The organism is Mesorhizobium waitakense (genome assembly GCF_056431085.1).
Genome location: NZ_JBWKME010000090.1, coordinates 17,601 through 29,496 on the forward strand (window position 1 = coordinate 17,601; position 11,896 = coordinate 29,496).

15 protein-coding genes are annotated in these 11,896 nt (G+C 62.7%); 6 read left to right on the forward strand and 9 right to left on the reverse strand.

Annotated features, from left to right (window positions below):
- Window positions 1-16 precede the first annotated feature (16 nt).
- The gene (locus AC07FD_RS18980; protein WP_478351097.1) at window positions 17-1,105 is read right to left on the reverse strand and encodes a class I SAM-dependent methyltransferase; all 1,089 of its coding nucleotides are present in this window, start codon (window positions 1,103-1,105) and stop codon (window positions 17-19) included.
- Entirely contained in the window at window positions 1,102-1,956 is an 855-nt protein-coding gene (lgt, locus tag AC07FD_RS18985; protein ID WP_478351098.1) for a prolipoprotein diacylglyceryl transferase, read from the reverse strand. The genes AC07FD_RS18980 and lgt overlap by 4 nt, the downstream gene beginning before the upstream one ends.
- Window positions 1,957-2,122: 166 nt before the next feature.
- Here lgt and AC07FD_RS18990 point away from each other — a divergent pair, with 166 nt between their 5' ends.
- From AC07FD_RS18990 to AC07FD_RS19000, 3 genes are all read left to right on the forward strand, one after another.
- Window positions 2,123-2,425, forward strand: a complete 303-nt coding sequence (locus AC07FD_RS18990) for an accessory factor UbiK family protein (protein ID WP_478351099.1) — start codon at window positions 2,123-2,125, stop codon at window positions 2,423-2,425.
- Window positions 2,426-2,749: 324 nt separating this feature from the next.
- Window positions 2,750-3,250, forward strand: a complete 501-nt coding sequence (locus AC07FD_RS18995; RefSeq protein WP_006202532.1) for a type III secretion system chaperone family protein — start codon at window positions 2,750-2,752, stop codon at window positions 3,248-3,250.
- Window positions 3,251-3,276: 26 nt separating this feature from the next.
- Window positions 3,277-3,636 carry a tRNA-binding protein gene (locus tag AC07FD_RS19000; RefSeq protein WP_478351100.1) on the forward strand — a complete coding sequence of 120 codons (360 nt, stop codon included), beginning with the start codon at window positions 3,277-3,279 and terminating at the stop codon, window positions 3,634-3,636.
- A gap of 144 nt (window positions 3,637-3,780) precedes the next feature.
- On the opposite strand, the gene AC07FD_RS19005 is transcribed toward AC07FD_RS19000, so the two are convergent.
- From AC07FD_RS19005 to AC07FD_RS19020, 4 genes are all read right to left on the reverse strand, one after another.
- Window positions 3,781-4,803, reverse strand: a complete 1,023-nt coding sequence (locus AC07FD_RS19005) for a glycosyltransferase family 4 protein (protein ID WP_477228199.1) — start codon at window positions 4,801-4,803, stop codon at window positions 3,781-3,783.
- 278 nt (window positions 4,804-5,081) lie between these two features.
- The gene (locus tag AC07FD_RS19010; RefSeq protein WP_095090872.1) at window positions 5,082-6,497 is read right to left on the reverse strand and encodes an ATP-binding protein; all 1,416 of its coding nucleotides are present in this window, start codon (window positions 6,495-6,497) and stop codon (window positions 5,082-5,084) included.
- A 49-nt stretch (window positions 6,498-6,546) separates the two neighbouring features.
- On the reverse strand, window positions 6,547-7,266 hold the full coding sequence (locus tag AC07FD_RS19015; RefSeq protein ID WP_095090873.1) for a response regulator: 720 nt from the start codon (window positions 7,264-7,266) through the stop codon (window positions 6,547-6,549).
- Window positions 7,253-7,786 (reverse strand): MarR family winged helix-turn-helix transcriptional regulator, encoded by a 534-nt coding sequence (locus AC07FD_RS19020; protein ID WP_167392346.1) that lies wholly within the window; start codon window positions 7,784-7,786, stop codon window positions 7,253-7,255. Before AC07FD_RS19020 ends, AC07FD_RS19015 begins: the two co-directional genes overlap by 14 nt.
- A 248-nt stretch (window positions 7,787-8,034) precedes the next feature.
- Here AC07FD_RS19020 and AC07FD_RS19025 point away from each other — a divergent pair, with 248 nt between their 5' ends.
- The 3 genes from AC07FD_RS19025 to AC07FD_RS19035 all read left to right on the forward strand — a co-directional run bounded on the left by AC07FD_RS19025 (window position 8,035) and on the right by AC07FD_RS19035 (window position 10,169).
- Complete coding sequence (locus tag AC07FD_RS19025) at window positions 8,035-8,928, forward strand: branched-chain amino acid aminotransferase (RefSeq protein WP_478351101.1); 894 nt, start codon at window positions 8,035-8,037, stop codon at window positions 8,926-8,928.
- Window positions 8,929-9,073: 145 nt separating this feature from the next.
- Window positions 9,074-9,391 carry a hypothetical protein gene (locus AC07FD_RS19030; protein WP_095091700.1) on the forward strand — a complete coding sequence of 106 codons (318 nt, stop codon included), beginning with the start codon at window positions 9,074-9,076 and terminating at the stop codon, window positions 9,389-9,391.
- A 139-nt stretch (window positions 9,392-9,530) separates the two neighbouring features.
- Window positions 9,531-10,169: an MBL fold metallo-hydrolase gene (locus AC07FD_RS19035; protein ID WP_478351102.1), complete on the forward strand. Its 639-nt coding sequence runs from the start codon at window positions 9,531-9,533 to the stop codon at window positions 10,167-10,169.
- Window positions 10,170-10,341: 172 nt separating this feature from the next.
- On the opposite strand, the gene AC07FD_RS19040 is transcribed toward AC07FD_RS19035, so the two are convergent.
- The 3 genes from AC07FD_RS19040 to AC07FD_RS19050 form a co-directional block, all read right to left on the reverse strand.
- A complete protein-coding gene (locus tag AC07FD_RS19040) occupies window positions 10,342-10,770 on the reverse strand; it encodes a BA14K family protein (RefSeq protein ID WP_478351103.1) in 429 nt (142 codons plus the stop codon).
- Between the two features lie 189 nt (window positions 10,771-10,959).
- A complete protein-coding gene (locus AC07FD_RS19045; RefSeq protein ID WP_013530020.1) occupies window positions 10,960-11,172 on the reverse strand; it encodes a cold-shock protein in 213 nt (70 codons plus the stop codon).
- Between the two features lie 343 nt (window positions 11,173-11,515).
- Entirely contained in the window at window positions 11,516-11,728 is a 213-nt protein-coding gene (locus AC07FD_RS19050) for a cold-shock protein (RefSeq protein WP_006202520.1), read from the reverse strand.
- Window positions 11,729-11,896: the final 168 nt, after the last annotated feature.

Genomic DNA, 11,896 nt, shown 5'->3' on the forward strand with positions numbered 1-11,896 from the left:
AGGCGGCAGTGAAAAGTCAATCCGCCGTGGCAAAGGGCCGGACGGCCATGTCGCGCGGCAGCACGGCAAGCACCTTGAACAGCTCGCCCATGGCTTGCGCGCCGGCGAGGCGTTCGACGTCGTCGGCGATCTTGTCGCGCGCCGTCCGGTCGGCATCGGCGCCGAGCCGGCCGGCACGCTCGAGAATACCCATGCCGAGCAGGAAGCCGCCTTGCGTCGACAGATGGGCGTCGAGACCATGCGCGCGCACGGTTGCGGCAAGAGCGGCGAAATCGACGTGGGTCGTCAGGTCGGCCTCGCCGGGATTGGCCAGCACATCTTCGTGATCGTGCCTGCGCAGAGCCTGCAGCGTGTCGCCGACACCTGGCCGGAGGTGGCCATAGTCCACGAACAGGCCGGCTCCGCCATGCGTGGATATGCGTTCGGCAATGGTCGCCATCAGGGCCGCCCGTGCCGGCGCGACCTCGACGATCGCGCCTTGCGGCGCGTCGGTGGCGCCGTCAGGCAGCAGCGTCGGGTCGACCGAGCCGGCGCCGGCGAAGAAGCGCAGCTCATTGGTCTCATCCAGGCCAACCATGCGCTCGCGCCAGCCGACACCGGCGCGGACGAACTGGCGGATGGGCACGGCATCGAACAATTCGTTGCCGACGATGAACAGCGGCTGTTGCGGCAGCGTGTCGATGGTTTCGTGCCAATCGATCGCGAACGGCGTCGTGCCCAGCGTCTGTTTCTGGACCTCTGTCAGGCGTGGGCTGGTTTCGATCATCGCAAAGCCGGCTCCTTTGGCCAGATCAGGATCAAGTCGCGATAGCGTGCGCAGCATGTCCTTCATCAGCGTGCCGCGGCCAGGACCGATCTCGGCGATGGTGACCGGCAGCGGCCGGCCGCTGGCCAGCCAGGCCTGGTAGAGCCAGATGGCGACGAGTTCGCCGAACATCTGGCTGATCTCCGGCGCGGTGATGAAGTCGCCGGCCGCGCCAAAGGGTTCGCGCGTCGTGTAGTAGCCGTCCACGGGGTCGAACAGGCACATCGCCATGTATTCGTTGACGGGAAGCGGCCCCGACGCCTCGATAAGGCCGACGATGCGGGTCTTCAGCCGTGTCATGCCGGCTGCGGTTGTGGCACCGGCTTGGCGGTCACCATCGCCCAGATGCCGACCAGCACCATCGGCGACGACAGGATCATGCCCATGGTCAGCCAGTTGGTGCCAAGGAGATAGCCGAGCTGCTGGTCGGGCTCGCGGAAGAATTCGACGAAGATGCGCGACAGGCCGTAGCCGCAGATGAAGGCGCCGCCGACGAAGCGCGGCGTCTTCAGCTTGAGGCGCGAATGGGTGAGGATGCGCAGGACGAGGAACAGCACCACGCCCTCCAGCAAGGCCTCGTAGAGCTGGCTAGGATGGCGGGCAAACGGCCCGCCATTGGGGAATTCGATCGCCCAGGGCACGTCACTGGGGCGCCCCCAGAGCTCGGAATTGATGAAATTGGCGACGCGCACCAGGCCAAGGCCAACCGGCACACCGGCCGCCACCATGTCGAACAGCGACCATGTGCGGATGCCGCGCTTGATGGAAAACAGCGTCATGGCGAGGATGACGCCGAGCAGGCCGCCATGGAACGACATGCCGCCCTGCCAGACCGCGAAGATGTCGAGCGGGTGGGCGATGTAGCGCGGCAGGTCGTAGAACAGCACGTAGCCCGTGCGGCCGCCCAGCACGACGCCGATGGCCGCCCAGACGATGAAGTCGTCGAGGTCTTCCGGCTTCATCGGCAGGACGCCGTTCGGCCACAGCCTCGCATTGGCGGCGAGCCGCTTGGCGTACCACCAGGCGAACAGGATGCCGACGATGTAGCCGACGCCGTACCAATGTACCGCCAGCGGCCCGATCTGGATGAGGATCGGGTTGATGTTGGGGAAGGGCAGGGAGGCCAGCGGCAGCAGGAAATTGTCGTTCAACAGGGAACTCTCGGTTGCGATCGTATTTGGGCGCGGACCATGCGGCAGGGTTTTGGCAGGGTCAAGGCAAGGCGGACGCGCCCGACTTGATGCCGCAGCAGGGCGCAACATGCTTGCATTCCAAGTGCAGCGCTACTAACTCAAATAACGTAAGCGAGGATTTGCCATGTCGACCGGACCGAACCGCATTCTCGATGAATTCGCCAAGCTGATGACCGATGCCGCCGGGGCTGCCCAAGGCGTGCGTCGCGAGGTCGAGACCGCCTTCAAGGGCCAGGCCGAACGCATCCTCAACACAATGGATGTGGTTCAGCGCGAAGAGTTCGAGGCGGCGCGCGAGATGGCCGCCAAGGCCCGGGAAGAAAACACCCGCCTTGCCGAGCGTATCGAGGCGCTCGAGGCCAAGCTTGCCGAATTGACCGGACAGGCCGCACCGGCGGCGGCGGTAAAGCCCCGCGCAAAAAAATAATCATTAAACTTTTCCACATAGCCCGATCCTGAAAAGCGCTTTGCCGTGAATCGCTTAACGGCGTTGCATGAATCTTTGTGACAGCGGCTTTCCACATGCGAATGACGCAGTGCGAAAAATTGGGCTGTTCACGCGACTCCCGATCAATAGACTGAATTTGTTGCATGATTCGGAACAGGGTCATGTGGCCGGGCGGTGGGGTCCGGTCTGGGGGTCTTTGCGTCGAGAAGTCCTGGCCGTCCGAGTTCTAGACAAGATTGTTCGTTGTGTGTGCCCTCCCGCGGAGCGTGTGGCGGCGCTCCTCAGAACGACAGGAAGCATTCCATGGAACTTCTCGAACTCGAATTCTCCCGCGAAATCCATCCGGTGGATGTTATCGAGCAGGTGGCCCACAACAACGACTGGTCCTTTGAGCGGGCCGGTGATGACGAGATTTCGATCTCGGTTGCCGGCAGCTGGACCGACTATCACGTCTCCTTCTCGTGGATGGAGGATTTCGAGGCGCTGCACCTGGCCTGCGCCTTCGACATCAAGGTGCCGGAGGCCCGCGCACTGGAAGTGATGCGGCTGCTGTCGCTCATCAACGAACAGATGCTGTTCGGCCATTTCGACCTCTGGGAGCAGGAAGGCGCGATCATGTTCCGCCAGTCGCTGCTCCTGGCCGGCGGTGTCGAGCCGTCGAGCCAGCAGGTCGAAGTGCTGCTGTCGTCGGCGCTGGAAGCCTGCGAATGCTATTTCCAGGCGTTCCAGTTCGTCGTCTGGTCGGGAACCTCGGCCAAGGACGCGCTGGCCGGCGTGCTGTTCGAGACCTACGGCAACGCCTGAGCTACGGCAAGGCAGACAAGACAGAGATGAGTTCGAGCAGCGCGCGCAAGCCCGAGATCAGTTTCGCCGACTTCGATCGTGTCGACATCCGCGCCGGCACGATCGTCGAGGCCGAACCGTTTCCCGAGGCGCGCAAGCCGGCGTTCAAGCTGAAGATCGATTTCGGCACCGACATCGGCATCAAGAAATCGTCGGCGCAGATCACCAAATACTATGCGCCGGAGGCGCTGATCGGCCGGCAGGTGTTCGCGGTCGTCAATTTCCCGCCACGCCAGATCGGGCCGTTCATGTCGGAAGTGCTGACGCTCGGTTTTCCCGACGAGGAGGGCGCGGTCGTGCTCGGCGCCATCGAGCGCAGGGTGCCGGATGGCGGGCGGCTTTTTTAGGACGTGCTGATATTCAGGTGAGGCGGCTTGCGAACGGCGGTCTCCAGCGCTTCCGGTGCTCACGCACCCAAACGGGTCTCGGAGCCCCCCATTCTCAGCTTGGCCTGATCTGAATCTCGACACATCCTGAGGCCACGATACTTCTCAGGCAGCCAGTTTCCGCGGCATGCCCAGCGCTTCCTCGACCGTGTCGAGAAACAGTTCGGCGCAGGCTTTCCAGCTGTAGCGCATGGCGCGTTCGCGCGCCTCGGCGCGGTCGACGTTGAGGGCGGCGAGCGCCGCCTCGCGCAGATCGGTCGACACCGCGCCGCCAAAACCGTCGCCGACAATGTCGATCGGACCGGTCACCGGATAGGCGGCGACCGGCGTGCCGCTGGCCAGCGCCTCGATGATGACATTGCCGAACGTGTCGGTGCGGCTGGGAAAGACGAAGACGTCGGCCGAGGCGTAGATCTCGGCCAGTTCGTCATTGGGACGATGGCCGAGGAAATGCGCCTGCGGGTATTTCGCCTTCAGCTTGGCAAGTTCCGGGCCCTCGCCGACGATCACCTTGCTGCCGGGCAGATCGAGGTCGAGAAAGGCCGAGAGGTTCTTTTCGATGGCAACGCGGCCGACGCAAAGGAAGATCGGGCCGGGAAAGCCGAGATCCTTCTTCTTGTCCGGCCGGAAATGGTCGGTGTCGACGCCACGCGTCCAGGGGCGCAGCTTGTTGAAGCCACGCGAGGCAAGATCGTCGGCGAGCGACTGCGTGGCGACCAGCGTGCCCTGGCCGGAATTGTGGAAATCGCGCAGCCAGCGATAGGCCCAGCTTTCCGGCACCGGCAGGCGGGCGCTCAGATATTCGGGAAAGCGGGTGTGATAGCTGGTGGTGAACGGCCGGCCGGCATTGCGGCAATAGCGCCGCGCCATGATGCCCAGCGGTCCCTCGGTGACGAGGTGGATGTGGTCCGCCTTGCCGGCTTCGATCAGGCGCGCAACATGGCCGGGCGTGGTCAGCGCCAGCCGGATGTCGGGGTAGGTCGGCAAGGGCAGCGTGCGAAAGATGTTGGGTGTCAGGAAATCCACCGCGACATCGAAGGATTTCAGCGTCTCGGTCAGCCGTTCCAGCGTGTGGACGACGCCATTGACCTGTGGGCGCCAGGCGTCGGTGACCATCAATATGCGCATGGCGGCCCTTTGCTTGAAAGGTCGACGGTTGCCTTGAGACGATGCCGGGACGGCGACCAGCCTGCGGCTCTCGCTTCGCTCCAGCGCACCCGGGCGGGCACGGGATCGAAGTGAGGCGGCAAGGCCGAATCAATTGAGGTCGCGCGCTTCATGCGCGCTCTTCACCATGGTTTCATGACGGGCGGATGAAGCAGTCGTCTAGCTAAGCATGATATCTCGATAAACAGTTTCCGTTTGTCCGAGAAAGCCGGTTTCCATTTTTCGAGATCATGCCCCGATCAGGCCGGAACCTTGATGACTGCGCGCAGGCCGCCGAGCGGGCTGTCGTCGAGGGTGATGTCGCCGCCATGGCTGCGTGCGATATCGCGGGCAATCGACAGGCCGAGCCCCGTGCCGCTGGCATCGAGGTTGCGAGCTTCGTCGAGCCGCACGAAGGGCTTGAACACGTCTTCGCGCCTGTCGAGCGGAATACCGGGGCCATCGTCGTCGATGGTGACCAGCAGCGAGCCGCGGCCATGATTGGCGTTGACCTCCACCGTCCTGGCATAGCGGAAGGCGTTGCCGATGACGTTGGACAGCAGCCGGGCAAAGGCGTTCGGCCGCACATGCACATCACGGTCGCCAACAAGCGTCGTCGACAGCTTGCGCTTGCGCAATCCGGCTTCCTCGTCGAGCTTTTGGAAATAGGCCTCGAGATCGAACCGCCCGGCATCCTCGGAAGCCTCGCCACGGGCAAAGGCGAGGTAGCCTTCGAGCATCGACTGCATATCGTCGATGTCCTGGTCGAGCGCCGCCTTGGTCTCGGCCTTTCCGCCGGCCAGCGCAAGTTGCAGCTTGAAGCGGGTGAGAATGGTTCTGAGGTCATGGCTGACGCCGGTCAGCATGGCGGTGCGTTGCTCGATCTGGCGTTCGATGCGCTCGCGCATCTGGATGAAGGCAAAGCCGGCGCGGCGAACCTCCTCGGCGCCGCGCGGCCGGAAATCGCGCGGCATCGGCCGGCCCTTGCCGAAGCTTTCGGCCGCCTCGGCGAGCGTCAGGATGGGCCGGATCTGGTTGCGCAGGAAGGGGATGGCGATCATCAACAGCACCAGCGAGGTGCCGACCATCCAGATCAGGAAGATGTGGGTGTTCGAGGCATAGGCCTGGCTGCGGCGCACGAAGACGCGCAGCACCTTGCCCTCAAGCTGGACGCGCACCTCGACGATGTTGGAATTGCCGACCGTGTCGATCCAGAACGGGCGGTTGATCTGGCGGGTGATTTCGGCCGAGAGAACATCGTCGAGGATCGAGAAGAAGGGCTTGGGCCCGGGCGCGGGCAGCGGGTCGGGCGGCAAGAGGTCGACCTTCAACTGCATGCGGTCCTGGGCGATCCGGATGATGTTGGCGTAGTCGGCGTCGTGCGGATAGGTTTCGATCATGTCGATGATGGCGGCGATGTCGCGCACGGTGGCCTGCGACAGACGCTGCGTCACGGTTGCCCAATGGCGTTCCATGAAGACGAAGGCGACGACCGATTGCAGCAGGATCATCGGCGCGATGACGATGATCAGCGAGCGGGCATAGAGCCGCTTCGGCATATACAGCGAAACGAGGCGCCAGAACCGGTTCCATGCACGCGGCACCGCCTTCAGCGTGCGCGCGGCGCGTGCGCTCAAGCCGTTATTGCCCGGCTGTTGCAGTTCCGTGGTTGCCATTCGCTCTTTTCGTTTGCCCGCAACCGTTCGACCGGCCGCAGGCGGCATTCTATTCCACGCTGAGCCGATACCCAATACCGCGCACGGTCTGTAGCCACACTGGATTGGACGGATCGCGCTCGATCTTGCGGCGCAACCGGTTGATCTGGACGTCGATGGTGCGCTCGCCGACTTCAGAATCGTCGCCGACAAGCTCGTGGCGGGGGATCGTCTCACCTGCTCGCGCGGCGAAGATCGCCAGGATCTCCTGCTCGCGGTCGGTCAGCTTCAGCGCCTCGCCGCCGCGCTTCAATTCGCGCCTGGCTATCTGGAACGTGTAAGGGCCGAAGACCAGTTGCTCGACCTTCGGCGTTGTCGCCGGACCGCCGCGGCGCAGGATGTTGTTGATGCGCAGGATCAGCTCGCGCGGATCGAAAGGTTTCGGCAGATAGTCGTCGGCGCCGGCTTCGAGGCCGGTGATGCGGCTATCGGTTTCCGACAGCGCCGTCAGCATCAGGATCGGCACGTTCTTTTCGGCGCGCAGCGACTTGGTCAGGTCGACGCCCGTCTCACCTGGCATCATCACGTCGAGGATCAGAAGATCGAAGTCGAGGCCGGCAAGCTTGCGCCTGGCTTCGCCGGCATTGCCGGCGACCGTGACGCGAAAGCCGTTTTCGGTCAGATACTGCTTGAGAAGATTGCGGATGCGGGTGTCGTCGTCGACGACGAGCAAATGCGGCGCGTCGTCGTCCGGTGCGGCCGCATGATCGACCCTTTCAGTGCTCTCCATGGCTTTTCCCTGACATTTTTGCGGACCCAACGTCGATCTGCGCTCTCAGTTCCGGATTGACCATCGCTTCGAGGAACCGTTCAACCAGGGTCCGTTCGGTTATCCCGGAATCTCCCAATGCAGCATGGATGCGGCGCGACTGTGGCCGCGCCAGCGCCAGCGCCAGTGCGCGGCCCTTGGCGGTCGGATAGAGCTCGCGCTGGCGGCGGTCGCGCGGACCTTGCAACTGCACGACATGGTCGGTGTCGATCAATTGCTTGAGCACCCGAGCCAGGCTCTGCTTGGTGATCTTCAGCACGTCGAGGAGTTCGGCAACCGTCAGGCCCGGCCTGCGGTTGACGAAATGCAGCACCCGGTGGTGGGCGCGGCCGAAGCCGTAATCGGCCAGGATCTGATCCGGATCGGAGGTGAAGTCCCGATAGGCGAAGAAGAGCAGTTCGATGATGGCGAAGTCGATGCCGTCCTCGTCGGTGATCGCCGTCCTGATCGGTTTCCCGGCTGCGTGGCTTCGATCCGTCATCTTTTCTCCGCTTGAAAGAGAGATTATGTCAGTACTATTGACGTAATTTCCCTGCAATGGTAATTTTTGACAAGCTTTTGGGCGGATTGCGAACGAAAAGGCAAGAGAGGCCGGTTTTTCCGGAACTTCCTGAGTTTGCCAGAGCGCAATTATCCGCCTACGCTCCAGCATAAAGGCCGCCATGCGCGACCGACACGAAACACACAACGATACAACACTATGCGGGCTGCCGCCCGCGGGAGGTTACCATGGCATCCGTTCCTTTCGATCAACTGGACGGCTTCATCTGGATGAATGGCGCGTTCGTCCAATGGGGTGACGCCAAGATCCACGTACTGACCCATGGCCTGCACTACGCCAGCGCCGTCTTCGAGGGCGAGCGCGCCTATGGCGGCGAGATCTTCAAGCTCAACGAACACACCGAGCGCCTGCATGAATCGGCGCGCTTGCTCGGCTTCAAGATTCCCTATTCGGTGGCCGAACTCAACGACGCTTCCACCACGCTTTTGAAGAAGCAGGGTTTCCAGGACGCCTATGTCCGGCCAATCGCCTGGCGCGGCAGCGAACAGATGGGCGTTTCGGCGCAGAACAACCGCATCAACTGCGCCATCGCCATCTGGCAGTGGCCGAGCTATTTCGATCCGGCGCAGAAGCTGAAAGGCATCCGCCTCGACGTGGCGGAATGGCGCCGGCCCGACCCGCGCACGGCGCCGTCCAAGTCGAAGGCCGCCGGCCTCTACATGATCTGCACCATGTCCAAGCACGCCGCCGAGGCCAAGGGCTATGCCGATGCCATGATGCTCGACTGGCGTGGCCAGATCGCGGAAGCGACCGGCGCCAACATCTTCTTCGTCAAGGACGGCAAGATCCACACGCCCAAGCCCGACTGCTTCCTCGACGGCATCACCCGCCGCACGGTCATCGGACTGGCCAAGGATCGCGGTCTGGAAGTGATCGAACGCGCCATCATGCCGGAAGAGCTGGAAGGCTTCGAGCAATGCTTCCTGACGGGGACGGCAGCGGAAGTAACGCCGGTTTCGGAGATCGGACCTTACCGATTCGAGGTCGGTGAAATCGCCAAGAACCTTATGAATGACTATTCTGTAGCGGTTCAGCCCAAGCACGCGATCGCAGCAGAATAACGAAAGTCACAGCTTTTCGAGCAAGCAGGGGCGGTTTTGAGGCCGCCCCTTTTATTTAAGCGTTTGTGCATTTGACTTTCGTCCAATTCGGCGTCTCATGATGATGTCGGCCCGGAAGGCTGGCAGCTATGGAGGGACTAATCATATGGACATGAACACGCTTCTTCCGATCATTGTACAGGTGATTACGGGTATCATCGGTGGTCAGGCGGTCGGTGCGGCGCTCAAGACGGCGGCGTTGGGTCAGCTTCCCAAAATCCTGGGCGGAGCCATTGGCGGCGTCGGCGGTGCGGCGATCCTCGGCAGCCTGCTTGGCGGCGGCGCGGTCGATCCGGCGGCCGCGGCTGCAGCAACGAGCGGTCTCGGCAGCGCGCTGAACCTCAACAACATCGTCGGCGGCGCCGGCGGCGGCGCGATCCTGACCGGCATTCTCGGCGCAGTCATGGGTGCCATGAAGAAGTAAGCTATTCGGTCTAGGCGTTCTAAGTGGGCGGCTTCGGCCGCCCATTTTCGTTTTCGGAGCGACTGACCGTTCGTCTGTCGAGGGGTGGACGCCCTTCGCCCGCGCCGTTACATCACGCTGGAATAGCGAAAGGACGATCATGGGTCAGCTCAATGCCGGCATCGTGCCGGTCACACCGTTCCAGCAGAATTGCACCATCCTGTTCGACATGGACGACAAGCAGGGTGTCGTCGTCGATCCGGGCGGCGACATCGACAAGGTGCTGGCGGTGCTGAAGGACAACGCGATATCAGCCGGGGCGATCTGGATAACGCATGGCCATATCGACCATGCCGGCGGCGCCATGGAGTTGAAGGAGGCGCTCGGCGTCGAGATCATCGGCCCGCATGAGGCCGACAAGTCGTTGCTCGACAATCTGGAAAACCAGGGCAGGCGTTACGGCATCGCCGGCGCGCGCAACTGCGTGCCCGACCGGTTCCTGACCGAAGGCGAGACCGTGTCGTTCGGCTCGCATGTGTTCGAGGTGTTGCATTGTCCTGGCCACGCGCCTGGCCATGTCGTCTACTACAACCGCGCGGCCAAGTTCGCCCATGTCGGCGATGTGCTGTTTCGGGGCTCGGTCGGCCGCACCGACCTGCCGGGCGGCAACCACGCGGCGCTGATCGCCTCGATCAAGGACAAGCTCCTGCCGCTCGGCGACGACATCGGCTTCATCTGCGGCCATGGTCCCGGCGGACGCTTCGGCGAGGAGCGGCGGACCAACCCTTTTCTGACTTAAGAGCGCCTGTGTTGCAGCCAATGCCTTCTCCCCGTACTTCGCTGGAAAGGTGCCGGCAGGCTGATGAGGGGCGGCGCCGATCTCAAGAGAAATCCGGGACGGTCAAGCCCAACAACAAAAAGCGCTGGCCTCGCGGTCAGCGCTTTTGTTTGGGGCAGGGAAGCCCTTGGTCTTAGTTCGCCGTGCAGAAATGCTGTTCGCCGTCATTGCCGGTGAACGTGCCGGTGCGGGCATCGAAGGTACGGTAGCGGTCCGAGCAATAGTCGTACCAGTCACGCGTCCAGGGCTGAGCGTAGCCTTCATTGTAGACGACCCTCGGTTCTGCATAGTAGCGGCGCACCGGTGCCGGGCGGACCACGACGTCACGCTCGTAGTAACCGTCATCGTAGTAGCGGTCAGCATAGGGCGGGGGCCCGTCATTGGCCAACGCACCACCGATCAGCGCGCCGGCCGCGAGCCCGAGGACGCCGGCAGCGATTGCATCGCCGTCGCCGTGATGGCCGTGATGGCGCCAGTCATCCGCGTAGGCAGCGGGCAAGGTCGCGAGCGTGGTGGCGACCACGGCAGCGGACAGAACAGCGGTCTTGAAAATTCGATTCATGTCGGTCTCCTTCGTGCCGGCCCGCGCAAGTTTCGGGGGATGCGGTCCGGCTTTACCAAAGACTAATATACGACCATGGCTGAACGGGGGCTGAACGGATTTCGACGCACAATATCCAAAACAGGCGTCAAAGACCCCTGCAGGGAACGGGGGCTATTCAGCCGGAGCCGTCGCCGGTCTGGAGCCGGTTCAGCCAACCGATAGGTTGACGGCCTTCGGGCCCTTGCCACGCTTGTCCGGTTCCGTGTCGAAGGAAACTTTCTGGCCATCCTCAAGACCAGGAAGGCCCGACGCCTGCACGGCTGAAATATGGACGAAAACATCCTTCGCGCCATCATCGGGCGTGATGAAGCCGAAGCCTTTGGCATGGTTGAAGAATTTGACGGTGCCGGTCTGCGGCATGGGAAGCTCCTTTGGTCCCATAAAGTCCAGTCTCGGGCCGGCAAATGCCCGAGTGGAAATTTGTCCTTTATTTTAGCGCCATCGGCAAGAGAAAGTTTTTGGGGCTGCTAAAGTGCGTCGCGTTTGAAGGGATTCAGACGACGCCCGTTTTAAGTCTTTGTTCTTATGCATGTCGTTGTCTCAAAGCCAGTGCGCACTTTTGAGCGACATGCATTGGCAGAACTCGCGGCACGAAAAAGGCGCGACGAAAACCGCCGCGCCTTTCAAATTCAAATCCCTCTCCAAGCCAGGTCCAGGCATTGGAGCCTCCGTCATGCGTCAGAGACGCACGGCGCCCGATGGCTCAGGCAGCGCGGAGGTTTACCGCCTTGGGGCCCTTGCCCATGCGATCCGGCTCGACGTCGAAGGTGACCTTCTGGCCGTCGACGAGCGTGCGCAGGCCCGAGGCCTCGATCGCGGAAATATGGACGAACACATCCTTGGCGCCGCCATCGGGCGTGATGAAACCGAAGCCTTTGGTCGCGTTGAAGAATTTAACGGTGCCGGTCTGGGCCATTGGGGAAACTCCTTCACCCGTTCAGTCTGGTGGTCCTGCCCGCCGCCTGGCGCAATGGGCAAGTCCCGGTGGTTGCTTCGGCAGTCATGCATTGGCGCATGGTCAAACCCCCCGCCGAAAACGGGGCCGTCAGAGATTCACAGTATCGGGGAAAGGTCGTCCAAAACG